The following is a 25,603-nucleotide window of genomic DNA, read 5'->3' as shown; positions in this document are numbered from 1 at the left end:
GGCACTCATGCATCATTTCGGACAGCAACGCCATAACAGCATGCTGGCCCTGATCGCCAGCAGTGAAGTCGACGACAACAGCGCTCCCGGCCGCGCCGCCATGAGGCTACAGGCAGAGTTATCAGAGCGAAAAATTGACGTAATAACAACCACCAGTGGTAGTGATGCCTGCGCCATACTGAGTACTAACACCGCGATCCAATGCCTGCTGATTAATTGGACCCTGCCCGGTGAAGCGAAATGCCCCGCCCTGGTTGTATTGGAAGAACTTCGCGCCCGCAATCCCCAAATGCCGGTATTCCTTCTGGCAGATCAGCAGACTGTCAGCACCATGCCGCGACGGGCCCTGGAATTAGCCAACGATTTTATCTGGATGCTAGAAGATACCCCGACCTTTATCGGCGGTCGCATCCAGAGTGCGATTGAAAGATACCGCCACGCCATTCTTCCCCCCATGTTTCGCGCCCTGACCCACTTTGCCCGGGTCCATGAATATTCATGGCACACACCCGGCCACACTGGGGGAACAGCTTTTCTCAAATCCCCTGCGGGTCGCGCTTTTTACGATTTCTTTGGGGAAAATATGTTGCGCTCGGACCTCTCTGTTTCTGTAACAGAGTTGGGATCGCTTTTGGATCACTCGGGCCCCATTGCCAAGGGAGAGAAATATGCAGCAAAAGTATTTGGTGCGGATCGCACTTACTATGTAACCAATGGCTCTTCGACATCGAATAGAGTGATATTGATGGCATCGGTTACCCGGGGGCAATTGGCTCTGTGCGATCGAAACTGCCATAAATCCGTCGAACACGCGATCACCATGTCAGGTGCAGTTCCAACCTACCTGATTCCCCTACGCAACAACTACGGCCTCATAGGCCCTGTCCCTCCCCAACAGTTGACGGCCAGCTCTGTTGCCAATGCTATTCGGCAAAACCCTTTGTCCAAGCACGCCAAAAACTCCCGTGCCGTTCACGCAGTCATTACTAATTCCACCTACGACGGTCTCTGTTACAACGTGCGCAGAGTGGAAGAACTTCTCGGCGAGTCCGTTGATCGCCTGCACTTTGACGAAGCCTGGTACTCATACGCTCGATTTAATCCTATCTATCGAGATCGCTTCGCAATGTATGATTTGGGCGAAGCCGACGCGAAAAATGGCCCGAGCAAATTTGCCACTCAGTCAACACATAAATTACTCGCCGCATTGTCCCAGGCATCGATGATTCACATTCGCGATGGGCGTAAACCCATTGAGCATGGGCGCTTTAATGAAGCCTTTATGATGCATGCCTCAACCTCCCCACTTTACTCCATCATGGCCTCCAATGATGTGAGCGCAGCAATGATGGATGGGCCGGGTGGAAAAGCATTAACAGAGGAGTCAATTGCTGAGGCCATAGCGTTCCGACAAGTATTGTCCCGTTTGCAACAGGAGTATCGCGATAAAGAAGAGTGGTTCTTCGGAGGTTGGCAGCCTGAGCATGTCACCGACCCCAGTAACGGGCACAACTACGCCTTTCACAGCGCCCCAGCAGAGCTCCTGTGTCATGAGCCCAGCTGCTGGTTATTAGACCCCGGCGAGTCATGGCATGGATTTGGTGATATTGAGCCAGATTACTGCATGTTGGACCCGATTAAAGTATCGATTACCACCCCAGGGATAAACCCTGATGGCAAACTGTCTGCATCTGGAATACCTGCCAACATCGTCAGTAAATACCTGGACAATCTCGGCATTATCGTGGAAAAAACTACCGATTTTACGATTTTGTTCCTGTTTTCTATCGGTATTACCAAGGGTAAGTGGGGCACTCTAATCAATGCTTTACTGGCCTTTAAGCGCGACTTCGATGCCAACCGGCCCTTGAGTGAATGCCTGCCAAACCTTTTAAAAAAGTCCCCAGCCTATCGCAATATCGGGCTGCGCGACCTTGCAGACAATATGTTTGCTTCCATGAAAAAATTACAGACCACAGTGCAAATGTCTGCAGGGTTTTCAGCCTTACCTAGAGCTGACTGCAGTCCGGTACAAGCTTATGAAACCCTGGTTCGCGGCGATGTGGAAATGCTTCCGCTAAGCAAGTTACCGGGACGTACCGCAGCCACCGGCGTTGTACCCTACCCTCCAGGTATTCCTCTGTTAATGCCCGGAGAAAATTTTGGCGATGAAGACAGTCCGGCATTGATTTACTTGAGAACTCTGGAAGCCTTCGACCAGAAATTTCCAGGCTTTACCCACGATAACCACGGAGTAGAGGTGCGGGACGGCCACTATCATATTTACGCCCTGCGGGGAGACTCGCCATAGGCTCGCCTATCAAAGAGGAGCATAAAATAGGCCTGGTCCCCGCAACCCTGATGGTTGCAGGCAATATGATGGGCTCCGGGGTTTTTATGCTCCCCGCCAATCTCGCTGCAGTCGGCAGTATTTCCCTGATTGGTTGGTTGATAACCATCGTTGGCGCTATCTCCCTGGCCCTGGTATTTGCCAAACTCGCCGCTATCTATCCCGCCGCCGGCGGCCCTTACGCCTATGCCCGCCGCGCTTTTGGCGATTACATTGGCTACCAAACCAATCTGGTTTACTGGCTGGCCAATGTTATCGGTAATGTTGCGCTGATTACTGCGGGCCTGGGCTATCTGACCCATTTTTTTCCACCGTTAAAAGACCCACTGACTTTTGCCATGGCCCAGGTTGCCATGGTCTGGCTGCTGACTTACGCCAATGTACTGGGCCCGCGCACCGTCGGTCGCATCCAATCCCTCACCACCGGCCTGGTTTTACTTCCAATCCTCGGCACCGCTATTTTTGGCTGGTTCTGGTTCGACCAGCAAAACTTTACCAGCAGCTGGAATGTCTCAGGCAAAAGCGACCCCAGTGCCATTATGGCCAGCCTTACCTTCACGCTCTGGGCCTTTATTGGGGTGGAAACCGCCTCTGTATCCGCCGCAGTGGTAAAAGACCCCACCAAGAACGTCCCAATCGCAACAGTTGGGGGAGTTATCCTGGCTTCTATCGCCTATGTGCTCAGCTCATCGGTCATTATGGGGATGCTGCCGAATCAGGAATTAATCAGCTCCTCCGCTCCTTTTGCCGATGCTGCTCGCCTGGCACTGGGAAATACTGCGGCCAATGTCGTAGCCCTGTGCGCCGCTATTGGCTGTATCGGTTCGCTGGGCGGCTGGATACTGCTGGTGGGGCAGTCTGCCAAGGCCGCGGCAGATGATGGCCTGTTTGCAGCGCTATTTGCCCGCACCAATAACAAAGGCGTGCCTACCGGCGGATTAACCCTGGTGGCCGTGTTGATGTCTGTATTGATACTTACCACTATATCGCCAACGGCCAGCCAGCAGTTTGGCAAAATTGCCTCTGTCGCTGTGATTATGACACTGATGCCCTATATCTATTCTGCGGTAGCTTTGCGGGTTTTGGCCTACGGCAAAATGCCGCCTCAGCAGTACGGACTGTTTACTGTGATTTTGCTGATTGCTGCGGTGTACTGCCTTGTGGCCCTGGTGGGATCTGACGGGCAACAAACCCGCTGGTCCCTGATCTTTGTGATTGCGACAGTCATTTTTTATGCGCTAATTTTAAATCGCCGTCGCAGCGTTGAAGAAAAGCACTTTCTACCCGGTGGGCCAGAACCAGCCTGGGTTCACTACTTCACTCTCTTTGCCACAATTGCTGCCCTGTGCCTGTTCTTCTGGTTTTCCGTAGGGCAATACCCGGACTTGGAATTGCGCCTGCGCGCACCCAACCCCTCGGGTCATCATCTTGAGAGGCACATGGAACCCTAGACTCAGCGGGTTAGCGCCCTCTCGATGGTTTCCGCGGTAATTTCAGTAATCCCTTGAGAGTTGGATTCACGGTTACCCGCCACATTGAGCGTCTGCGGACGATTCTTGAGGATAAAGTCACGCACCAGCTTTACTCGATTGGCATCAGTCGGATTGACTACCAAGTGTGGCCTCCCCGATGCCTGGCAGAACTCAATAGTAAACAGGGTGCCATCACTACCGGGATTGGTTGTGAAGATAACAGTGGCATCGGAGTTGCGGATATTCTCACGAGTACGCTCTTCCAGATCCGGGGACGTGTTTTCAATCAGCCCAAGCCCTTTCAGAAAATCCGGCCGATCACCGATCTCAGTCCAGTAACCCTGTGGCGCTGTGCCACCGGTGGCAATTCCCAGGCGCTGCCCCGCCAGCAGGCCACCGGTATCCGCCCCCGTCTGACCACCACTAATAATTTTCTCCGGTCGGAATATCACTTTTCTCCCCCATATCGTTCATCGTCCTACTAGCTCGAGCTAGCAGATATCAAACCAGCGATAATTGGCATTGAAATTAACGATCGCAGCCACTAATTTATCTCCAACTTTAGTCTGGCCAGCAGCACTGTGAATTACTATCTGATACTGAAAACACTGCATATCCTCTGCGCCATAATCGTACTCGGCACAGGGACCGGCATCGCTTGGTACACCCTGAGGGGCTGGCAGTCCGGAAATGCCCAAGTTATGCAGTGGGTCAGCCGGGAGACGGTACAGGCAGACTGGATATTTACCGGATCGGCGGTAATTGGTCTATTCGGAAGCGCGGTGGGTATGCTGCTGATTAATCCAAGCTGGATGCAGCAAGCCTGGTTACAATTGGCCGCCGGTCTCAGCGCAACCGTGTTCTTGTTGTGGCTGCCGGTTGTTTACCTTCAGTACCAGCTGCGTAAACATGCCAAAGAGGACGGTAATATAGACAAAATGCGCAAGCTAATGATGGCTTGGTCCCTGCTCGGGGCTATCGCATTTCCCATAACCGTTGTCATTGTCTATCTGATGGTCTCTAAGCCGGCACTATAAGGACTCATGCCTGGCCATTACCTCTTCGCCCCCCTGAGGGTCTTATAGCTCGCTCGATGGCCAATATCTTTCCACTGCCGCTTGAAGTCATCCAGGACGACCCCAGACACGATTTCTGCATTACCTTCCGCACTTTTATCCAAACGGTGTATCGCTTCTTTCTTACATAGTGGAACAATAATCGCCGAGCGTTCATGTCGGTCCATTCTCAACAGACGGCTGCGAATATGCTCTGCCTCACCACCGGTACAACTTGCATCTGTAATCACAAATACATTGGTATCACTGTCCAGGTCCGAGGCTATGGTGCCAAAACCTAGATCAAACTGCCGAAATACCACCCCTTTAAACAGCCCCTCCCCAACTTCCGAACCCGTAATAAAGGGCCAGGCATGTGCCAGGGTCCACAAGTAGGACTTACTTAAGACATATTGCAGGTGCTGATTGCGAACAAGCCCCAACTGGAATTGACGCTCAAAGGTTTCATCATTCAACTTGGCTTTACTGCAAATGGCTTTGGGAATGAGTTCCCCTTTGTAGCTGGTGGTCGGGATAACCACAATAAAATCATCAGCATCCCGCTTTTTCTCCAACGCCTTAAGAATGGTCGCCTGTAGATGTAAGACAAATTCCTCGGTGGTAATTACATCGTGTGGCAGCGCTGCGTTGTCCATTGCCAGGTTCATATAAAGTGTTTCCGCTCTATATGCCTGAATAATCGGCTCCAGCTCTTCTCGACTAAACAACAACTTTTCATCGAGAATCGCCTGCTCATTTATTTTCTTTGCGTAGCAATCTATCAGCAGTTGGTCTGCGGCATAGATACCGAAATTTCCCGAACTGACACAGCGGAAGTATTCCTCATCTTGCATCGACAAAAATCGCTCAACCACAGCCCGGCTTATGTCCCGGCCAAACAACTCATAAAGCGCGTCCTCTTGCCTAGGTAAAAAATATTCTTCCGGGTCAATCAACCGCTGAGATCGTTTAAGAACCACTTAATCACACCTAATTCTTAATCCACTGCCATTAACCCGCATTAACAAATACGAATTATGTTAAACACAACAATTTACAGAGTTGTGCACACTTCATCGAAATCCAACCGAGGGTTGCGCGGATATAATTTGTCAGTTTCGCCATAGCCAAGGTTGCACAAGAAATTGGACTTAATATGACAATCGGGGAAGTGCTCCGGTAGAAAAGCCGGTGCTGAGCATTTTTCACTGAAGAATTCCTCATCAACTAATGCGTTATCAAACCCCGACATTGGACCGCAGTCGAGCCCCAGGGCCCTCGCCGCTAAAATAAAGTAGCCTCCTTGCAAGGAACCATTGCGAAATGCAGTAACCTCGGCGTATTCGGGGCTATCGGCAAACCATTCCCGCGCAGGAGTCTGGGGGTAGAGCCTCGGAAGGTGTTCATAAAAGTGCATATCGTAAGCAATAATGGCAGTCACCGGAGCCCGCATAGTTTTTTCAATGTTTCCTTCATTAAGCGCTGGCTTGAGCCGCTCCTTAGCCTCCTTACTTACAACAAACACCAATCGCATAGGGCAACAATTAGCACTGGTGGGTCCGAATTTGACCAAGTCGTAAAGCTGTTTCAAAACCTCTTTTGAAACCGGCTTATCCTGCCAATGACTATGGGTTCGGGCTTTGTTGAATAGCTGATCGAGCACCTCAGAGGAAACAGGTTGCATAAGAGCTACCCCAAAATATCTTCGCTGGTAACAGTTTAGTTTGCGCCAGGCACTTCAAAGGAGCAGCAGAATCATAAGAAGATGGCAGGCCATCACTAAATAGGTCACAATACTGCGGGTGCGAAAGTACTGATCCCTCCCGGGCAGATTGGGGTTCAACCGGGCCTCGGACCAGACCACAAAACCGAAAGCAACTAGTAATACCGGTAGCGCCCAAGTGGTGCGAAACATCAGCAGCGCCACCCACCCCACCAACGTCACCAGGTTACTCAGTAGCGCTAAAATCATCCTGTGCGGATGCCCCACTTGATTGAGTGCAGCACCCCACCAAACACCGCAGAGAAAACTCAGAATCACGGCGCTATAGGCGGTGAACAGCAGGCGCGGAGTCACTCCCCAAAGAGAAAACCCTAACCACTGCATAATGATTCCTGCGACAAATGGAATCAAACCAAGGTAAGCCAGCCAGTCAAACAGCCGCGTATCTACTGGTGGGTAGTGATGGATGTCAGTGTCCATGTCGTCTAAGCTTCCAAGTCAAAGACAGTTTCGTCTCAAACAACAAGCTTAGCGGCAGGAGCAAGCAGCAATGGATGCCGAACAGAAGATTGACGTCAAACAAGCGCTGCGGGTGTTTGATAGGGCGACAAAGGAGGGGCGCAAGGAAGGTAACGAATGGCATTACCAGGGACTGGCAGTCAGCACTGACTTTGACGGCTATACGGTTTTTATCAACTCCCCCAAAGTAAAACTCACCATATTTTTCCACAATAAATTTTCTGTGGATTCCACCAGCAGCAAAGAGCTCGAAGAGTTTATTCGGCTATTGAAAAAGCTTGATTCAGGATAAGAGAAAAGAACCTAGAAACCTCAAACAGAGGTAAATTTTAAACACAAAAATGAGACACGGTGAGAGCAACTTTTCGACATTCACTAAAAGAACACCGTATGCACAAATGGAGACACTATCCACCACCAAGCTTAAAAATCTCAGAAAACCCAACGCATCCGGTTTAAAATTACAGCCTAATACTACCGCAGCTACCTTCCAGATAAATCGATCATCTTACGGACTTATTCGGGTAGCACAGAATTTTGAAGCCCAGCGAAACATTGACCCATCATTTCACCCAAAGTCCGCTGGGCTAAATCTTAAGCTTCCCCTAGTAGAATTTTAATTATTGCCCCAAGAATATAACCAACACTATCCGTCACTCCACCAGACACATCACTTCCAGCCATTAACATATCTGCTGAAATGGTTTTCCCTTCTTCAGATATCTGAGTGTGAATCACATCCTCATGTATTGATCCAGCAAAACATACACTGACAGTTAAGACCATAAAAAACAATTTATATATAACTTTCATTAACATTCCTCCTAATTGATCAAATTTTCCACCTTTCCTTCTTTCCATCCTCCAAAAATCTCCCTATTTTTGGAATATCCACATTAATGGATATTTGAACAGCCTTCAAACCTATTATATTAAACTTAAAATTCTCATATGAAACCTTATTAGCTTCCATGAACGAAAAAATACCTGCGAGATCAGCCTGGGTGTTACTCCCTGACGGAACAAAGTAGCCAGCAAGATCGAACTTGCGATTGCCAATATCTTCCGCGTCATATTCAATCCCCCTGAAACCTAAAAGGTATCAACACCTCCAAAAGTTCAGTGCTATCATTGGGAGACGCGCCTAGTACTTTTCTGCCACGTCTAAAAGCAGAGGACCACCACCTGCCAACATGGTAGAATTGTGTTTAAAAAAATCCAATAGTTGGTTATCCATAACCAGACACTTCGTCAAACACCAGTCCCAAATAACAGCATCTCCCCAACCTTCCTTTAATATCAACCTTTACATTTCATTGCATGCAAATATTTTTTAACATCCTCAGGAGCCAATAAACAATTACAGCTTTGAAATATCTTGCTCCTGGCAACATCATTGGTCACACAAAAGATCATCTTGAGCATCAATACTGATTCAGAGTTAGCTATGTTGATGCTCAAACGGCAAAATATAACCTTTTTCGCCAGAGTAAAGTTGGAAGCTTGCCATGTCTTTTTTCAGTCCTTCTCGAGGAAGGCCAAATAGCCTCACACCCTAACAGAATTCTTTAATGGCTTTATTGATACAACCTTCTCGCCAAGGATAAATGTAAATCATGGTCATATCTACTGGAGAGCGTCCCAAGATCTTTATATTTTCTGCAAGCTAAAATACTACGGCGTCTAAGTGATCAACCCCACCGTGAATACCGTTTCGCTTTATAAGATTTTGTGTAAAATTATTGAGTAAAGCACGGGACAACCTTGTCTTTGTGCTTCTCTCAGCATCTGTATATTTCTTGGAAATGAAAGATAGTTTTTCCATTACTTACTTTTTTTGGGGGAGGAGGGGAGAAATACCGGGCTACCTGGTACAAACTCACCATAACAATCATCCTGGCTGATCATTACGCCCCTCAACCTTCAGTGCTCCAAGATCGCCGGATGCGGCCCCAGCAGTAACACCAATAGGTATACCGCCCCAGGCTTTCCCGTTTTGGTGCATTTCTCAGGCAGCCTAAAACTTCCTGAAATTAGCCCGTTGTCTAGTATCTCTCTCTTATATGTCGTTAAGCAGTTTCATTAACCCTTAATGCACTACAAAAAAGCATCCAACGAGCCACTTTCGTCTTCCTTGAATCACTCAGACAAAGATACCCATAAACCATTTATGCTTTCTGATTACAGAATAACTGATTGAAAATAAAAGCTAATTAAGAAACGGCACGTAAACCTTCAAAAGGCGGTACTCAAAAACTGTACTTCCACACATTGGCTCTAAATTATAATTTTTACGGAAGGATGGTCAGTAGAAATCACTGTGCAGTACATATCTTTTTCAAGATTGTGGCCAGCAGGGTATTGATGAACAACTCCTAGTGTACGAGTTTGATCTTCTAGCGAGCTTACAATAGTACAGCTTACAAATACCCTTTAGTATTAATTTACTACCGCTCATCCAGCTTACTTATAGCGTTTGATCAGTCGATATCGACTTGTACTGGCGAGATCCCAAAGAGACCTGTGCTGATTTTTAGAGCACAAACGTAGAATCAGGTAAAGACAGCAGAACTACCAAGCAGTCCTACGATAATGCCACAGCAAACGATTAGAGCTACTGCCGATATGCCCCAATTCAGTGAGCTTAGGCAGCAAGAATTCTGATGTTTTCACTAAAGAATCAGGAAGCTTGTAGCCAATAAACATCAATTCAAAAGCTTCCTGAAAATCTGAGCCAACTTAGCAGGCCGGGCGAGAATTACTGCCCAGCACTCTCCGGCACACCACTGTGAAAGCGGAATTGTCCATCACTGCCTTCCACTAATTCCTTTTCTTTCTCCAGCAGTGCCTGAACCCTAGGTTGAATATCTTCATCGGAAGCCTTCTGGGCAAGATGTAGGTAATCGCGGAAGTGACGTGCCTCAGATTTGAGCAGGGAGAGATAAAACTTCTGCAACTCATCATCTAACTGAGGCGCAATCCGTGCAAAGCGCTCGCAGGAGCGCGCCTCGATAATAGCGCCACAAATCAACGTATCAATCAAACGCCCCGGCTCTGCGCTGCGCACTTCAGCGCGAAGACCGGCCGCGTAGCGGGAGGCACTAACGTGGGGATAGGCGATACCGCGTTTCTCCATAATCGCCAGCACCTGCTCAAAGTGGCGTAACTCTTCGCGAGCCAGACGCGACATTTTGTTCAGCAGCTCAAAGTCATTCAGATAGCGAAACATCAGGTTCAGGGCCGTACCCGCCGCTTTTTTCTCGCAGTTGGCATGATCGATCAGCATCATTTCCGGCTCCTTCAATGCCGCCTCCACCCAGGCATCGGGCGTGGGACACAGCAGGAATTCATTGATAGCGGACAGATCTGGGACTTGAGCATTCATAAGACGAACAAACTTAACCGGAGCAAAATAACTTGGCGCGGGATTATAGCGGCCCCAAGCCACAAACGCCCGCTTTTAAACCACCAGCGGGCACTACTCCCCCAACTGACAAACAGGGGCTGCAATTATCCAGGAAGGTCCCTAGTGATAAATACACTCAATTTGATAACGATTTATTAAGTGTATTAATATAAAAATCACTTTTTATCCGGCATATCTGATGAATGACTACAGAACCCAGGCAAAAGCTATCCCGCAGCTACTAGAAAATGTCCATGGCGCCGCCCAAGCCCTGAGAGAATCCCTGGAGTTGCTGCAAAATGCCGAGAAACCCTGGCAGCACTATCTACTTCAGCCCCCTTTCGCACAGGATGCCGCACTCAGTCTCAGTCAGAGCTTTGAACGCCCCTATTCACTGTCAGGCGCTCTCTACTCACAACTCGACTATCTGGAGCCCATTAGCGCCGGAGGAGATGCCCGCGCTACTTTACAGGTACCTGGCTTATTGGCGGTACCGACCAAAACCCTTGAGCTTGCCCAACAACTCAATAACCACAAAGAGATCTTCGCCAAGGTTATTGCCGAACTCCGAGGCGCCCTGGCGGAGCGGCCAGTGGCAGAGCAGGATCGTACTGTGCGGGAAACCCTTGCGGGTGCTGGGTTCCCCCGCGCGCATCTACGCCAATGTTACCGCCTGGTCTTGATGTGCCCGAAGCGGCCGGATGCCATCACCCTTTCATGGATCAAGGCGCGTAAATCTATTCGCAAGGTCACGGTGAAATGGTGTGAAAAGAAGTTGGTGCAGCTGGACCCTCAAGGGTCCGATCCCGGTATCCAATATCAGCGCCAGCTACTCGCCGGGCTACACAAAAGCCAGCAGGAGGATTTACGCCAGGTGCAGGTACAGAGTCGCCCTAATCTCCAGGTAGCGGAAATCTTCTATGGGCACGAGCTAGGTGAGGAAGAGGAATATCATCAGGTCGGCTATTCCTCCATGCCGATTCTGGTAGAAGCCAGTGAGGCTGGGCAGCTGCCTGAATTCACCCGAGTTGACCACCAACCGAGCTTGAGCCGGCGGCGCCAGCGGCGGGATCTGGCAATCGCCAGTGAGCCCTTTCTACCGGCGCTCAGAGTATTTTTGCGCCAGCAGCGCTAAACCCAGGATCTCAAATGGAGCTGCCATCAACTTTTGAACCTTCCTATGCAATACCAGGCGCCACATAGCGCTGGTAATAGGCGACAGACAGTGCGTAAAAATCCTCATCGATAAGGCGGCGAATTTCCACCAGTGGGACGCCGCGCGCCTGTGCGGTGAGTTGCAACCCAAAAGCCTTGAGGTCTGATATCTGGCTGGCCCCTGCCCTCAACAGTTCGAACACCCAACAGTAGGGGTTTTGACTTTCATCAAAACGGACCCGCTGGTGATGAAGCTGCTCCAATAGCAGCTCGCGATCCACGATCTCCAACTGGCTGCGCACCGCATTCACCAAATACCCCTCTCGGCGCTCGGCAATTACCCGGCGCTGTTCTTCACTGTAGGCATTCCAATCAATAACCTCATGTGCAAAGCGCTTGCAGCCACGGCAAACATCATCGCCAATTCCCGTGGAGCAAACACCGATACAGGGCGTGCGAACCTTCTTATACATTAACTATCCGACCAACCTATTTATGCCGCCCGCGCGGCCTTCAAATTGCGCGTAGCCTATTTTGTTTCCGCCGCCAAGAAAAGGGGGGAAGTACCAGCTGCCAAACTACTAAAATTCACCTAGCAAATAGTCATAATTCACTTAAATTATTGATTTTTCGATAAACTTAACAGCAGTAGGGCTTTCCTGTAGTATTCGCCCCCCGCCATCAGCGGCCTCGAAAAAAAAATCCCGGCTGACAGTTAATAGACTGGGAATTCCACCCGCTGTAGGTGCCACCCCACACACCAAGAGGGACTTATCAGTGCTTGAAGCCTATCGCAAACACGTCGCCGAGCGCGCCGAACAAGGCATTCCGCCAAAGCCATTGGACGCCGAGCAAGTCGCCGGCCTGGTTGAATTGCTGAAAAATCCGCCAAAAGGCGAAGAACAGGAACTGGTTGACCTGCTCACCCAACGCGTTCCGCCGGGCGTTGACGAAGCCGCTTATGTTAAAGCAGGTTTCCTGTCCGCCATTATCAAAGGTGAAGCAGAATCCCCGCTGATCGATCGCAAACACGCTGTAGAACTGCTGGGCCAAATGCTGGGCGGTTACAACATCTCCACCCTGGTCGAGCTGCTGGACGACAAAGATCTGGCCGAACTGGCCGCCGAGCAGCTGAAAGGCACTCTGCTGATGTTTGACGCCTTCCACGATGTGGAAGAGAAAGCCAAAGCCGGCAACGAATTCGCCAAAGCGGTAATGCAATCCTGGGCAGACGCCGAGTGGTTCACCAAGCGCAACAAAGTACCCGAGAGCATCAAAGTTGCCGTATTCAAGGTAACTGGCGAAACCAACACTGACGACCTGTCTCCGGCACCGGATGCTTGGTCTCGTCCGGATATTCCCCTGCACGCGCTGGCCATGTACAAAATGAAGCGCGACGGTCTGGAGCCAGAAGAAGCAGGCGTTACCGGTCCGCTGAAGCAGATCGAAGAAGTTAAAGCCAAGGGCCTGCCCGTTGCTTTCGTTGGCGACGTAGTAGGTACCGGTTCTTCCCGTAAGTCCGCCACCAACTCCGTGCTGTGGTACTTCGGTGAAGAAATGCCTGGCGTGCCCAACAAGAAAGGTGGCGGTATTTGTATCGGCGGTAAAGTTGCCCCGATCTTCTACAACACCATGGAAGATGCCGGCGCACTGGTATTCGAAGCCCCCGTTGACGAACTGGGCATGGGCGACGTTATCGAGATCCGCCCTTACGACGGCAAGATCCTGGCCGAAGACGGCAAAGTCCTGTCTGAATTCCAACTGAAGTCCGACGTACTGCTGGACGAAGTTCAGGCTGGCGGTCGTATCAACCTGATCATCGGTCGCGGCCTGACCGGCAAAGCCCGTGAAGCCCTGGGCCTGGCGCCTTCCGAGCTGTTCCGCAAGCCTGAGCAACCTGCCGACACCGGCAAAGGTTACACTCTGGCGCAGAAGATGGTTGGTAAAGCCTGTGGCGTTGAAGGTATCCGCCCGGGCACCTACTGCGAGCCGAAAATGACCACTGTGGGCTCCCAGGACACCACTGGCCCCATGACCCGTGACGAACTGAAAGACCTGGCCTGCCTCGGCTTCTCCGCCGACCTGGTAATGCAGTCTTTCTGTCACACTGCGGCCTATCCGAAGCCCGTTGATATCAGCACCCAGCACACCCTGCCGGACTTCATCATGAACCGTGGCGGTGTTTCCCTGCGCCCGGCTGACGGCATCATCCACAGCTGGCTGAACCGCATGCTGCTGCCGGACACCGTAGGTACCGGTGGTGACTCCCACACCCGCTTCCCCATGGGTATCTCCTTCCCGGCAGGTTCCGGTCTGGTAGCTTTCGCCGCCGCTACCGGTGTTATGCCGCTGGATATGCCTGAGTCCGTACTGGTGCGCTTCAAGGGCAAAATGCAGCCCGGCATCACCCTGCGCGACCTGGTGCACTCCATTCCTCTCTACGCCATTAAGCAGGGCCTGCTGACCGTTGAGAAGAAAGGCAAGAAGAACATCTTCTCCGGCCGCATCCTCGAGATCGAAGGTCTGGAAGACCTGACTGTAGAGCAGGCATTCGAGCTGTCCGACGCCTCCGCCGAGCGCTCCGCTGCTGGCTGTACCATCAAGCTGTCCGAAGACACCATGTCTGAGTACCTGCGCTCCAACGTAACCCTGTTGCGCTGGATGATCGCTGAAGGTTATGGCTCCAAGCGTACCCTGGAGCGCCGCGCGCGCGCCATGGAAGAGTGGCTGGCCAACCCGAAACTGATGGAAGCGGACGCCGACGCCGAATACCTGGAAGTGATCGAGATCGATCTGGCCGAGATCAAAGAGCCGATCGTATGTGCTCCTAACGATCCGGACGACGCACGCCTGCTGTCCGACGTTGCTGGCGACAAGGTAGACGAAGTGTTTATCGGCTCCTGTATGACCAACATCGGTCACTTCCGCGCTGCCGGTAAACTGCTGCAAGAACACAAAGGTGGCATCTCCACTCGCATGTGGATCTCCCCGCCCACCAAGATGGACGAGCACCAGTTGATGGAAGAGGGTTACTACAACATCTACGGCTCTGCCGGTGCCCGCACCGAAATGCCCGGATGTTCCCTGTGTATGGGTAACCAGGCGCGTGTGGCACCGAATGCTACCGTACTGTCTACCTCTACCCGTAACTTCCCCAACCGTCTGGGCGATGGTGCCAACGTGTACCTAACCTCCGCTGAGCTGGCTTCTGTAGGCGCCATCCTGGGTAAACTGCCGACTCCGGCTGAGTACCAGGAATACGCACAGAACCTGGACTCCATGTCCAGCGAGATCTACCGCTACCTGAATTTCGATCAGATTGAAGACTTCCAGAAGTCTGCCGAAGAAGGCAAGCGCATCGCCGCGACTGAGATCCAGGAAGTGAATGTCTAAGTGACAGCCTGATCCAGACGAAAAGCCCCGCTAACTAGCGGGGCTTTTTTTATCCAGTGAAAATATCCCTATTTACCTACCCTGCAAAATCAGATTTTCCTACCACTATATCCCCCCTAATTCCTAAGCAAGCCCCTAAAGTCGCGACCACTATTGGCCCACAAATAGACTTTTGAAATACCCTACTGCGAAAGTGCATACATTCTTCCGACTGAGATTTGGGAGATGAGCCTTAAATTGAAAGACTAAATAATATAAAAGCCGCCACTAGGCAAACAATATATTGCCCATTTCATTACCACCGGCTAGATTTGAAGATTGGCATTTATACAGAGTTTACAACGGGAAACCTTAGAAAATTAAATTCGATGATTTATTGGAAAACAACCTCTATTACTCGATAGACTTTCTTTAAATGAAAAAATTATTGATGAAATTTAGCCGACCTACATTTAAAAAGTTTCCTGTAAGACTCGTACCTCCCCCTAAAATCTTCTTTTGCCACATCCCAAAATGTGCAGGTTCCTCCCTGCACTCCGCCATTAGCTCTCAATATTATGAGCCAAATAAATTAGGCAGCTTCAACATTAAACGAGCAGTTAGCAAGCGAGCAGCTGATGTATTAGAAATGCCAATGATGTCTGTACGAGAAACTGTAATGGTTCACAATCTGTCTATAAATTCTAATTATTATGGACACGGGCACTCATTCTGCCGCCCGAATGTTGTAAAAAATTTTTCCAACGAATGGAATTTTATAACAGTACTACGAAACCCAATTGATAGATGGATATCTCTCTACACCTATAACACCTACAAGAAGAGTCAATGGGACAAGAACTCTCTCCCTTTGGACAAATATATCGAGTCCCAGATTGGGGTCATGACAGGACAAGTTTTCATACGATATTTTTCGGATTTTTCTGACTCAAATCCTTCAGAGCACATAGAGCAAGCCTTAAAAAATTTACAGCAGATCTCAATTGTTGGCACAACCAATCATTTAGACAAGCTAACCCAACAAATCTCTAAAGACTTCGATATAAAACTAGACATCCCTAAGATTAACAAGAGCCCTAATACCAAACTTTCTCAGGAGATAAAAACAGACGCAAAAGCAATCAAGAAAATTGAGAAGATTTGCCAATATGATATGGAAATTTACAAAAGATTTACTGATAAGCATGGACCAATATTTTCTGGAAAGAGTTACAAAGAGATGTAAAAACACTGAAAACATACCAAGTCGTGCGAGCCCCCACTAAGACGATAACCCTGCAAAGGGGGAGAGGACTACGAACGGTACAAGTTACGCTGATTCAAATAAAACGAGCGCAATATTGCTACCCATATACAAATATCAGAAACCCCCTCCAAATATATCACTTAGATCATCCACACCCGTAACGGCGCAAACCTCTCGATTGCTGTTTAAAATATAGCCACCCATAAATCTACCCGAGAAGACAAGTGGAATGACGCGAATTGTTATCAGTCATAACCACCTCAATTTGTATCGGCTAATGGAGATACACTTCAATGATGGCGTAATTTACAGCTTTCTTTCCCTCTCAACTCCTAAAATCAGGTCAACTATAATCATTTACAAGCCATAATGTAAAAGTTAGACCATTAGGAATTTTCCTGAAAACAATAAGATTCACTTAAATACGCCCCCAAAATATCGAACTATAAGAATATAGATACCAATGCCCAATAAACACCCAGATTTTAAACAAAAACCAACAACTCCCAGTAAAGATACTTTTTTAATACAGTGGCAGAATCGCTGGGCATTCTTCACTCAAAAATTCAAACGGAAGATCCTGAAGTATGCCGGTCGCCTAATCAATGCTATCTTTCACAAGCATCGCCATTTCCCAAACTTCTACTTCCCCAATAGTCGCCCACCCTACCCAAAGACTATACCAAGCAACTCCTATACAAGCACATCAGACAATACCCAGACTTTTATTCTTTATAGAATTATCGGCAACGACCTAATCCCTCGACACAGCGCCGGACAATCCTATAAAAACCTTGAATTCATTTTGCAGCATGAGCCTCCACTAGAGGGCTGCAAGAAGGTGTTTATCCTCAACCGAATTGTTGACCCAAGAGAGGAAACTGCCATTATCAAACTGCTTTGCAATTACAAACAAAGTTACTTGAGAATACCCTTTCACTGGGGTGAATACAAAGAAATTGGGTGGAACATCCTGGATTACCCGATTAATTATGCCCCCTATAAACTAAAAGACCTTCGCATGCGACGGGATTTGGAAATACAAGCCGAGCTGGGTCTATACCGTCATAAAAATAACTATGTAATGAATAATAATGGGGCGAGAAATCTCGCTCTAGAAGATGGTAAATCAAAAGCAGATTGGATTTTACCTTGGGACGGCAATTGCTTCGTAACACCAAAAGCCTGGCAAGCAATAAAGCAACAAGTACTCAACAACAACGCCTACCCCTACCATGTTATTCCAATGACAAGACTGCTGGATAACCAATCCATTCTATGTGAGAACTTCAAACCAACTCCCACTGAAGAGCCACAAATAGTATTTCGATCTGATAGTACAGAGGTATTTGATAGCCGCTACTGCTATGGCAGGCGACCCAAGGTTGAACTTTTATGGCGGCTAGGCGTATCGGGGAAATGGGATGAGTGGGCGATTTTCCCATGGGATCTCCCCTGCCCTGATTACTCTGAAGCCGCAGGTCACTATACTCAGGGAGGCTGGGTAGCCAGACTATTTTCCGGAAAGCCGCACCTGGAGCGAACAGATCAGCAGTCCAGCCGGGATCGAGGAACAACTCGCTCTGAAGCTATCCTTGCCATGCTGGATCAACTCGATGATTCCAGCTTTTCCGCCGATACAAGCGCCCCTGCCAGCAAGTTGGCCACAGTAAACAGGTGCGACCTTTCCTATCTAATGCTATTAAGAGAGGCCACGCAAAGATCGGTAAAAGAAAAACAGAGGGCGCGGCCCAGTTCGATTAACAGCCTGCTTCAGGATTTGACCATTGTCGCCCTTGCCCAATCCCACTGCTCGAAGCCGGAATTCATTCAATTTATCGACAATAGCCTCATCAAACTATTCCCCAACAAACATGAAACGAAATACAGCAAACAATTACAATCTGTAAATCCCAACCTACTGGTCCACACCCTCTGCACTTTAAAAGAACTTAAACAAGAACAGCAGATTCGTCTGATAGGAGTTGAGCGATTAGACTACCATCTGGAGCAATACCTTAGCTGGTTGATAGATAGTCATCGCGGGCAATCAATGCGTCCAAAACTTGGGCATCTTGGCACACAGTATGATTTACAAGTTGTAGCTTTAGCGCTCTATCTCAATCAAATACAAGCTGCCAGAAAAACTCTCAGGGACTCCCGCTTCCGAATATTAGAGCAGTTTGATCACTCTGATAACCAAGTATCGAAAACCAAGAGTAAAAATAGTGTTCATTATGAATGCCTCAATTTTCAATCATGGATTTATCTTGCTAGTCTCGCAAAAACAATTGATGAAAATCTCTGGAACTTCACAGCAAGAAATGGGGCTGGCATCCAGCAGGGAATAAATAATTTTCTACAAGCGTTCGAAAACCACAAGGGCCCCAAGCATTTCGACCGGCAGAGACTGATCCCAATAGTCTATGCCTATAGACAACATTATGGAGAGCTAAAAATAAAACTTAATGCCGTACCAATCAGCCAATGCAAACCTGTTTTCCCAATCGAAACGGGAATTTTCCCATTTTGGAACCTCGACAAAGAAGCACAAACTTCACCTTTAAAGGCTGCCGATCAATTAACAACTGAAACGGAAAGATAGACAACGGATAGATTATTAAAATCAAACTTCAGGCTTTTTATCCCCGACAAATAAAATGCAAATAATAAAAGCAAACATGGCCAGATATGCATTTACAGTAAATGCATGTTCAATACCCGATGGCATATCAGTGGCCATCGCCACTATCGTAGTATTCAACCCTAATCCTACGGCACCACCCGCTATTTGAAACATAAAAATGATTGCACCCGCCAAACTCGCTCTACTGTTATCAACAACCGTTATAGCCACAGTGGTAATGGTGGAATTGAACAAACCAATACCAGCACCTAATATCACCAGGCCAGGAACCAAAGACATATATTGAGTATCCTTGTGGATATGAGATAGAAGATACATTCCCAGCGTCATCAATAAAGTAGCTGCCGATACTATCTTCTTTGCTCCAATCACATCATATAGCTTCCCTGCCAGAAAGCCGAAAACGCTAAAGGAGAGCATCATAGGGATCAACCCCATCCCCGCCTTCATCGCCGAGGTACCTCGAACATGGGTTAAGAATTGGGGAATAAAAAACAATCCCGCAAAGAAAAGTGCTGAAATCAATAACGTAGCAATAGAGGCGAAAACAAACCGTTTATTCCCAGCCACATCCGGTGGAATCAACGCCTGAGCCCCAACTCGCTTCTCAACGACACTAAACAAGCATATAAGTAAGAAAAAAGCAGCGATAAGGCCGAGGACCAATGGGCTTTTGAAACCGACATCAACCACAAGATCAAACGCCAGCAGCAAGGCAAATAGAGCCATCGACAGCGAAGTGATTCCGGCATAGTCAATACGTTCATCACAAGCTTCTGGAGAGTCATCAGGAATCACTCTCCAGCAAACATATAAAGCAATTGCCGATACCGGCAGATTAATAAAGAAAATCCATCTCCAACTGGCATAATCTGCCAGCGCGCCACCCAATAAGGGACCGACCGAATTAGCGACACCGCAAACAGTGATTACCAATCCACCAGCTAACCCAGCTCGCCGCTCAGTCATCAGGCTATAAGTCATGCCGAGGATAGATGGCCACATCATCGCTCCCCCGACCCCCATCAGCGCCCTGGATATCAACAACATTCCCATATCGACTGCAAGCCCACCTAGAAGCGAGAATGCCATAAATACCAGGGTTCCAATAAAGAACACCTTCCTCCTGCCATACATATCGGCAAGGCGACCACCAGAAATAATCAATACCCCAAACACCAGGGCATAACCATTAATGACCCACTGCGTCGTTGTAAGGTCTGAATTGAATTCTTGCTCCATTGCCGGCAGTGCTGGGGAGAATGCCGTAAAATCATTGGCGACAAGGAAAATGGCAAGGGACAGGGCCAGCATACCAAGGTATAAATCCTTATCTAAAGGACGCTCTTGTCTTTCCATGACATAAACCTGTACTTACATATGTAAAAACCTATGATAATACAAAATGACACTATGATTTTTCTTCTTTAGATCCTATAAACAACACACAGATAATAAAAGATAACATTGCCAGATATGCGTTTAATGTAAATGCCTGACCGATACCATAAGATATATCTCCAGCCATTACGACGATAGTGGTGTTCAAGCCCAACCCTACAGCGCCACCGGCTATTTGCACCATAAAAATTATTGCTCCGGCTAGACTTGCCCGACGCGAATCAACCACCGATATTGCAAATGTGATTATAGTAGAATTGAATAAACCAATACCCGCCCCTAAAACTATCAGCCCGGGGACCAAGCGTATATATTGACTGTCCTGATAGATGTGAGACAACATATATAACCCTAAAGCCATTAACAATGTTGCAACAGATACAATTAGTTTGGCCCCCACCACCTTATAAACTTTACCAGCCAAAAAACCAAATACACTAAAAGCTAACATAAGCGGAACCAACCCTAAGCCTGCTACTGTTGCAGAAGTTCCATGGACTTTACTTAAATATTGAGGGATAAAAAAGAATCCAGCATAGAAGAACTGAGCAATTAGCAAAGCAGCACAGGCCGCAGCTATAAAAGACTTATTTCCTGCCACATCCGGAGGGATTAATGCCCCCTCTGACTCTCTCCCCTCAATTAATAAAAAGAGGCAAAATAGGAAAAAACAAGAGATAAACAATCCAAATACCAAGTAGTTTTTAAACCCCACATCTACCACAAAATCAAAAGCCAACAAGAGGGAGAATAGTGCAGACGATAGAAGAACAACTCCTCTATAGTCCAATTTTTCTTTAGGTACACCTATCGCATCCGCTGGGATCACCTTGAAGCAAAGATAAAGAGACACTAAAGACAAAGGCAAATTAATAAATAGTATCCATCTCCAGCTGACGTAATCGGCCAGGAAACCTCCCACTAATGGCCCCACGGAATTCGCAATACCGCATATTGTAATTATCAGCCCACCTGCCAATCCCGCATTCTTCTGCGCCATCAGGCTATACATCATTCCCAGAACCGACGGCCAAATCAGCGCACTCCCAGCCCCCATAAATGCACGAGATAACAACAACATCCCCATATTTACGGCAATCCCACCCAGAAACGAGAAAAATATAAAAATTGATATCCCTACAAAAAATATTTTTCTCCTTCCATACATGTCAGCCAGGCGACCGCCGGATACTATTAACACACCACAAACTAACGCATAGGCATTAATAACCCACTGAATCGTGGTAATATCTGAATCAAATTCTCTTTCAACCACAGGTAGAGCCGGGGAGAATGCCGTAAAATCATTAGCTACAAGAAAGATTGCCAAGGATAGCGCGACCAGGCCAAGATATAAGTTTCTTTCCACTGAGGCCTTTTTATCACCCATACCTAAACACTCGGCTTATTCTCAGGGAAAACAGCTATCATTAACGAACCGTTTTTGTTGAAAGTCCAGAAAAGAAAATTAAGGAAATTAGAAACCCAAGTAGTGCCAGATAAGCATCAACCACAAAGGCCCGCTCAATCCCAACAGAGATATTTGGAGCCATCGCCAGTAAAGTCGCATTAACCCCCAGCCCAAGTGCACCACCCACAAATTTAAACATATAGATAATCGACCCTGCCAAACTGGAATCACTCGGCTCAACTACGCTAATTGCCGCGGTAACAATCGTAGGGCTATATATGCCAATACTGCTGCCTACTATCAAAAGCCCAGGAACGAAAAAAATATAAGATACTTGGGGCTTTATAGCCGACAGTAGCAATAGCCCTATACACATACCCAAAGCGCCAGAACAAATCAAAATCTTGGCGCCCAACCGCTCGTATAAAGTGCCAGAAATATAGGCGACAACACCAGAGCTGACCATTAATGGTAACAACGCCAACCCAGCCCCAAAGGCAGAATAGCCCTTCACCTTGATAAATAGCTGCGGGATATAAACCAGGGTTGCAAAGAATGCGATAGCAACAAAGAACATACTGAGTCCAGCGGCGATAAAACCTCTATTCTTTATCAACTCACCAGGAATTAGCGCGTTATTCGGATCAACAGTTTCAACAAGAGCAAAAACTATCATGAGAAATATGGACAGTACCAATAGGCCCCACACATAGAAGTGGGACAAGCCATACTGAGCTACCAGATCCATAGCAAGGAGGAAACTAAATAGAGACCCACAGAGGGTAATAACACCCCAATAGTCAATTTTCTTAGTGCTTCTCTGCGTATTAGCTGGAGGATATTTGCTCCAACACAGAAGAATAACCAGCAGAGCAATGGGAATATTGATAAATAATATCCAGCGCCAACTGGCAAAATCAGCCAACAGGCCACCAATCACTGGGCCGCTGGCATTCGCCAACCCCGTTGTAGTGAGAATCAATCCTCCGGCCAGCCCGGCCTTATCCCTGGGCAAGAGGGAGAAGACCATACCCAGGATCGCAGCCCAGGCCAAGGCGCCACCCAGCCCCATCCCAGCACGGGCGAATAATAACGTCCCTATATTTCCCGCAAACCCACCAACAAGGGAAGATGCAGTAAAGATATAGATGCCGGTAATAAACATTCGCCGGCGACCATAGATATCAGCCATCCTGCCCGTAGACACAATCAAAACGCCATACACCAGGGTATAGGCGTTAACAACCCAGTGAATGGTGGTGATATCAACATTAAATGTCTTTTGAATTACCGGAAGCGCCGGCGAAAACGCCGTATAATCATTGGCAAGAAGAAATGCCGCCAGTAGCAGGGCAAAGAGCCCCCAGTAGTGAGTGGGAGTTAAAGAGCTTTCATTGGATGCCATCGATTAAATCTACAGGTATTTTATATCCAGTATGGTGTATTTATTCCAACATCCACCCCGGCAAAAGCCTCAATTCGCGATCAGAAATCTATATAATTCGAGCCACTATCGTATTTACATGACAACAGCCAATGATTACCATTGATTAAGCTACATTCCACTTGAAAAACACAGATTTAAACGAGCTTCATCAATAAGTACATGCCTACAAATTATTACAAAGCGCCTAAGGCCAACCTGGAAAGTAAAACCACTCCTTCGCCCCAAACTATATCCTTCCTTATTGCCCTTAAAGCTACTGCGCTAACCTGTGTCGTATTACCAACTATTATTGCGGTTTTTTCCTTGCCAGGTGCTTCCGGAATTCAGATTCTTAATGGTACAGTCCCGATGCTGACATTGTATCTGATGACCACTCTGATATCCTTAATCGCCACACTAACCTACGGGAAGCTTATTGAGTACTTCCTGTTAAAGATGCAGAGATACAACCGAGTTTCTATGATGTTGGGTGGTGCTCTTCCAAGCATTCTCCTTTGCTGCGCAGGAATAGCAACAACAGAATCAGGTTTCTTCGGTCTCGCATTTATTATCGCTTTATACTCAATTCCCATTGCCTTTTTATGCCATTATTTTGTTGAAAAATCTGGCAAGGATGTAAAGAGCGCTTAAAGGAACCTGCCTCTTCCCCCCTCCCTCAGACGAAGAATTAAGAGCCTCCGATCACCTTTGGGAAATTCTTCTCAGAATATTGATAGTTAATTCCCAAGGAAAACACTCTGCCCATAATCAAAAATCGGAGGGTCATCCTATAACGTCATCCAATATCATTTTAACGATAGTGCTTTGGATGTCAGTGGTAGCTTTGGGTGAAAATAATTCAAGTAATTACCCAGGGATTTGAGAGCCGTCTTTGCCTAACCAGCTATTCAGCAGAGTCCCAAATCGACAAACAGGCAGTAATCCGCTTGATAGAACTTAATATGTTGATTTGTAAGGAAATAGATATGAAAACTTACGCCTCCATTGCTGCGGCAGTCGCTATAGCCATCAGTGGGCACGCTGCCGCCAATACTACCATTGTCAATCAAAATGGCGTCGGGAATTCAGCCCTGTCCAACCAGGTTGACCCATCCACGTCAGGTAACTTTGCGATATTCACACAAATCGGTGACAACAACTCATCGACCACATCTCAGGTAGTCAACACTACGAATAGTGTTATTAACAGCACTCAACTTGGCGACAACAACACTGTTTCATCGATTGATCAAAGCAACGCTACTACATCAACTGTTACCGTACTGCAAAATGGCCAAACTAATTTGTTTAATGCGCTTCAAATTAGCACTACTTCAAGCACTTCAACAACGACACAAACTGGCACCTCCAATCAATATACCACCGTACAAACTAACTCATCTTTGGATAACACCGTAATCACCCAGAATGGTGACTCCAACATGGGTTCCATGGTTCAGTCATCCTCCTCTGGGAATGGGCTTTTTATTACCCAGCTTGGAACAACTAATACCGCAGGAGCAGCTCAATCAACTGAGACTTCCGGCACCATCACGGTACTTCAAGATGGCACATCAAATATGTCGGGAAGTACACAATCTCTCGGAACAGGGAATACTCAAAGTACAACCCAGGTGGGAACGAGTAACACCTCATTAGTTCTTCAATTTACCAGTGTCGGAGATTCTGCTGAATTAATACAGGAAGGTGATTCAAACGATGCAGATATTGAACAAGATTTAGGCGCGGGCAATAGTCTCTACGCTGAACAACTAGGCACCACCAATACGGTCATGACCTTTCAAACTGGTGCGGGTAACGATGGTGAAATTCTCCAGGATGGATTAAGTAACTCAGCAGATCTATCACAGGATGGCGACTTGCTCGTAGCCTATATAGAACAAATCCAGACTTCGAATACTGCAACAATTACCCAAACATCAACCAACAATAATGCCAGTACTATGCAGATGGGTTTCGCCAACACCCATGACACCACCCAGGCAACAAGTGGAAACTCAGCAACTGCTACCCAGCTAGGTACCAGTAATACAGGTACCATCTTGCAGTAATTTATCGGCCGGCTCCTGTGAGCCTCAAGCTGGAGCCGGCCATACCTGATGATATAGTGATATTTACTTTGCTATAGTAAATCTTTTAACAATTAAAGCCCCCAAGTTTTTACCCTCCCCTATTTTAAATGCATAAATGAAATGACTAACGTCATTAGTCACTTCTTTTTTATGCAAGACAAGTTGCAATATAGGCCTGCAACTATCTCTTTAGGGATTTCTTCTCAGTAGATTGATAGTTAATTCCCAAGGAAAACACTCTGCCCATAATCAAAAATCGGAGGGTCATCCTATAACGTCATCCAATATTATTTTAACGATAGTGCT

Annotated in this window: 20 protein-coding genes; 10 read left to right on the top strand and 10 right to left on the bottom strand. The window is 47.6% G+C overall.

What is annotated here, in order from left to right; translation table 11 throughout:
* Positions 1-7: 7 nt before the first annotated feature.
* Together ACJJIR_RS07370 and adiC are read left to right on the top strand one after the other, a co-directional pair.
* A complete protein-coding gene (locus ACJJIR_RS07370) occupies positions 8-2,311 on the top strand; it encodes an Orn/Lys/Arg family decarboxylase (RefSeq protein ID WP_444907844.1) in 2,304 nt (767 codons plus the stop codon).
* A 50-nt stretch (positions 2,312-2,361) separates the two neighbouring features.
* The gene (adiC, locus tag ACJJIR_RS07365) at positions 2,362-3,801 is read left to right on the top strand and encodes an arginine/agmatine antiporter (protein ID WP_444907843.1); all 1,440 of its coding nucleotides are present in this window, start codon (positions 2,362-2,364) and stop codon (positions 3,799-3,801) included.
* Between the two features lie 2 nt (positions 3,802-3,803).
* On the opposite strand, the gene ACJJIR_RS07360 is transcribed toward adiC, so the two are convergent.
* On the bottom strand, positions 3,804-4,274 hold the full coding sequence (locus tag ACJJIR_RS07360; RefSeq protein ID WP_444907842.1) for a YpsA SLOG family protein: 471 nt from the start codon (positions 4,272-4,274) through the stop codon (positions 3,804-3,806).
* Positions 4,275-4,403: 129 nt separating this feature from the next.
* Here ACJJIR_RS07360 and ACJJIR_RS07355 point away from each other — a divergent pair, with 129 nt between their 5' ends.
* Complete coding sequence (locus ACJJIR_RS07355) at positions 4,404-4,859, top strand: DUF2269 family protein (protein WP_444907841.1); 456 nt, start codon at positions 4,404-4,406, stop codon at positions 4,857-4,859.
* Between the two features lie 17 nt (positions 4,860-4,876).
* Here ACJJIR_RS07355 and ACJJIR_RS07350 read toward each other — a convergent pair whose 3' ends face one another.
* The 3 genes from ACJJIR_RS07350 to ACJJIR_RS07340 all read right to left on the bottom strand — a co-directional run bounded on the left by ACJJIR_RS07350 (position 4,877) and on the right by ACJJIR_RS07340 (position 7,080).
* The gene (locus tag ACJJIR_RS07350) at positions 4,877-5,857 is read right to left on the bottom strand and encodes a hypothetical protein (RefSeq protein ID WP_444907840.1); all 981 of its coding nucleotides are present in this window, start codon (positions 5,855-5,857) and stop codon (positions 4,877-4,879) included.
* A gap of 74 nt (positions 5,858-5,931) precedes the next feature.
* Positions 5,932-6,561 carry a malonic semialdehyde reductase gene (locus ACJJIR_RS07345; RefSeq protein WP_444907839.1) on the bottom strand — a complete coding sequence of 210 codons (630 nt, stop codon included), beginning with the start codon at positions 6,559-6,561 and terminating at the stop codon, positions 5,932-5,934.
* A 54-nt stretch (positions 6,562-6,615) separates the two neighbouring features.
* Complete coding sequence (locus ACJJIR_RS07340; RefSeq protein WP_444907838.1) at positions 6,616-7,080, bottom strand: DUF3429 domain-containing protein; 465 nt, start codon at positions 7,078-7,080, stop codon at positions 6,616-6,618.
* 70 nt (positions 7,081-7,150) lie between these two features.
* Here ACJJIR_RS07340 and ACJJIR_RS07335 point away from each other — a divergent pair, with 70 nt between their 5' ends.
* Complete coding sequence (locus ACJJIR_RS07335; protein WP_413662543.1) at positions 7,151-7,411, top strand: DUF3081 family protein; 261 nt, start codon at positions 7,151-7,153, stop codon at positions 7,409-7,411.
* Positions 7,412-7,713: 302 nt separating this feature from the next.
* Here ACJJIR_RS07335 and ACJJIR_RS07330 read toward each other — a convergent pair whose 3' ends face one another.
* Positions 7,714-7,980 (bottom strand): hypothetical protein, encoded by a 267-nt coding sequence (locus tag ACJJIR_RS07330; RefSeq protein WP_444907837.1) that lies wholly within the window; start codon positions 7,978-7,980, stop codon positions 7,714-7,716.
* A gap of 1,897 nt (positions 7,981-9,877) precedes the next feature.
* Complete coding sequence (locus tag ACJJIR_RS07325; protein ID WP_444893381.1) at positions 9,878-10,504, bottom strand: MiaE family protein; 627 nt, start codon at positions 10,502-10,504, stop codon at positions 9,878-9,880.
* Positions 10,505-10,724: 220 nt separating this feature from the next.
* Between ACJJIR_RS07325 and ACJJIR_RS07320 the strand changes: the two genes are divergently transcribed.
* Positions 10,725-11,660: a hypothetical protein gene (locus ACJJIR_RS07320; RefSeq protein ID WP_444907836.1), complete on the top strand. Its 936-nt coding sequence runs from the start codon at positions 10,725-10,727 to the stop codon at positions 11,658-11,660.
* A gap of 43 nt (positions 11,661-11,703) precedes the next feature.
* Here the strand turns inward: ACJJIR_RS07320 and ACJJIR_RS07315 are convergent, their stop codons facing one another.
* On the bottom strand, positions 11,704-12,153 hold the full coding sequence (locus ACJJIR_RS07315) for a DUF1289 domain-containing protein (RefSeq protein ID WP_444907835.1): 450 nt from the start codon (positions 12,151-12,153) through the stop codon (positions 11,704-11,706).
* Between the two features lie 304 nt (positions 12,154-12,457).
* Between ACJJIR_RS07315 and acnB the strand changes: the two genes are divergently transcribed.
* The 3 genes from acnB to ACJJIR_RS07300 all read left to right on the top strand — a co-directional run bounded on the left by acnB (position 12,458) and on the right by ACJJIR_RS07300 (position 18,924).
* Positions 12,458-15,073: a bifunctional aconitate hydratase 2/2-methylisocitrate dehydratase gene (gene acnB, locus ACJJIR_RS07310; RefSeq protein ID WP_444907834.1), complete on the top strand. Its 2,616-nt coding sequence runs from the start codon at positions 12,458-12,460 to the stop codon at positions 15,071-15,073.
* 415 nt (positions 15,074-15,488) lie between these two features.
* Complete coding sequence (locus tag ACJJIR_RS07305) at positions 15,489-16,298, top strand: sulfotransferase family 2 domain-containing protein (RefSeq protein ID WP_444907833.1); 810 nt, start codon at positions 15,489-15,491, stop codon at positions 16,296-16,298.
* 484 nt (positions 16,299-16,782) lie between these two features.
* On the top strand, positions 16,783-18,924 hold the full coding sequence (locus ACJJIR_RS07300) for an alginate lyase family protein (RefSeq protein ID WP_444907832.1): 2,142 nt from the start codon (positions 16,783-16,785) through the stop codon (positions 18,922-18,924).
* A 21-nt stretch (positions 18,925-18,945) separates the two neighbouring features.
* On the opposite strand, the gene ACJJIR_RS07295 is transcribed toward ACJJIR_RS07300, so the two are convergent.
* Genes ACJJIR_RS07295 through ACJJIR_RS07285 form a run of 3 tightly spaced genes read right to left on the bottom strand, consistent with a single transcriptional unit; the run spans position 18,946 to position 23,183 of the window.
* Positions 18,946-20,325, bottom strand: a complete 1,380-nt coding sequence (locus ACJJIR_RS07295; protein ID WP_444907831.1) for an MFS transporter — start codon at positions 20,323-20,325, stop codon at positions 18,946-18,948.
* Positions 20,326-20,377: 52 nt separating this feature from the next.
* Complete coding sequence (locus ACJJIR_RS07290; protein ID WP_444907830.1) at positions 20,378-21,757, bottom strand: MFS transporter; 1,380 nt, start codon at positions 21,755-21,757, stop codon at positions 20,378-20,380.
* Positions 21,758-21,797: 40 nt separating this feature from the next.
* A complete protein-coding gene (locus ACJJIR_RS07285; protein WP_444907829.1) occupies positions 21,798-23,183 on the bottom strand; it encodes an MFS transporter in 1,386 nt (461 codons plus the stop codon).
* 201 nt (positions 23,184-23,384) lie between these two features.
* Between ACJJIR_RS07285 and ACJJIR_RS07280 the strand changes: the two genes are divergently transcribed.
* Both ACJJIR_RS07280 and ACJJIR_RS07275 read left to right on the top strand, forming a co-directional pair.
* Complete coding sequence (locus tag ACJJIR_RS07280; protein WP_444907828.1) at positions 23,385-23,855, top strand: hypothetical protein; 471 nt, start codon at positions 23,385-23,387, stop codon at positions 23,853-23,855.
* A gap of 197 nt (positions 23,856-24,052) precedes the next feature.
* Complete coding sequence (locus ACJJIR_RS07275) at positions 24,053-25,276, top strand: hypothetical protein (protein WP_444907827.1); 1,224 nt, start codon at positions 24,053-24,055, stop codon at positions 25,274-25,276.
* Positions 25,277-25,603: the final 327 nt, after the last annotated feature.

Source organism: Microbulbifer maximicatervae (SeqCode) (assembly GCF_052467385.1).
This window is presented reverse-complemented; position numbering and strand designations above follow the sequence as displayed.

What these genes read in the sequence shown, in the direction of transcription:
- ACJJIR_RS07370 (WP_444907844.1), top strand. Translation starts at nt 8, where the DNA reads ATGCATCATTTCGGACAGCAACGCCATAACAGCATGCTGGCCCTGATC.
- adiC (WP_444907843.1), top strand. Translation starts at nt 2,362, where the DNA reads ATGGTTGCAGGCAATATGATGGGCTCCGGGGTTTTTATGCTCCCCGCC.
- ACJJIR_RS07345 (WP_444907839.1), bottom strand. Translation starts at nt 6,561, where the DNA reads ATGCAACCTGTTTCCTCTGAGGTGCTCGATCAGCTATTCAACAAAGCC.
- ACJJIR_RS07340 (WP_444907838.1), bottom strand. Translation starts at nt 7,080, where the DNA reads ATGGACACTGACATCCATCACTACCCACCAGTAGATACGCGGCTGTTT.
- ACJJIR_RS07335 (WP_413662543.1), top strand. Translation starts at nt 7,151, where the DNA reads ATGGATGCCGAACAGAAGATTGACGTCAAACAAGCGCTGCGGGTGTTT.
- ACJJIR_RS07330 (WP_444907837.1), bottom strand. Translation starts at nt 7,980, where the DNA reads ATGGAAAGAAGGAAAGGTGGAAAATTTGATCAATTAGGAGGAATGTTA.
- ACJJIR_RS07325 (WP_444893381.1), bottom strand. Translation starts at nt 10,504, where the DNA reads ATGAATGCTCAAGTCCCAGATCTGTCCGCTATCAATGAATTCCTGCTG.
- ACJJIR_RS07320 (WP_444907836.1), top strand. Translation starts at nt 10,725, where the DNA reads ATGAATGACTACAGAACCCAGGCAAAAGCTATCCCGCAGCTACTAGAA.
- ACJJIR_RS07315 (WP_444907835.1), bottom strand. Translation starts at nt 12,153, where the DNA reads ATGTATAAGAAGGTTCGCACGCCCTGTATCGGTGTTTGCTCCACGGGA.
- ACJJIR_RS07305 (WP_444907833.1), top strand. Translation starts at nt 15,489, where the DNA reads ATGAAAAAATTATTGATGAAATTTAGCCGACCTACATTTAAAAAGTTT.
- ACJJIR_RS07300 (WP_444907832.1), top strand. Translation starts at nt 16,783, where the DNA reads ATGCCCAATAAACACCCAGATTTTAAACAAAAACCAACAACTCCCAGT.
- ACJJIR_RS07295 (WP_444907831.1), bottom strand. Translation starts at nt 20,325, where the DNA reads ATGGAAAGACAAGAGCGTCCTTTAGATAAGGATTTATACCTTGGTATG.
- ACJJIR_RS07290 (WP_444907830.1), bottom strand. Translation starts at nt 21,757, where the DNA reads ATGGGTGATAAAAAGGCCTCAGTGGAAAGAAACTTATATCTTGGCCTG.
- ACJJIR_RS07285 (WP_444907829.1), bottom strand. Translation starts at nt 23,183, where the DNA reads ATGGCATCCAATGAAAGCTCTTTAACTCCCACTCACTACTGGGGGCTC.
- ACJJIR_RS07280 (WP_444907828.1), top strand. Translation starts at nt 23,385, where the DNA reads ATGCCTACAAATTATTACAAAGCGCCTAAGGCCAACCTGGAAAGTAAA.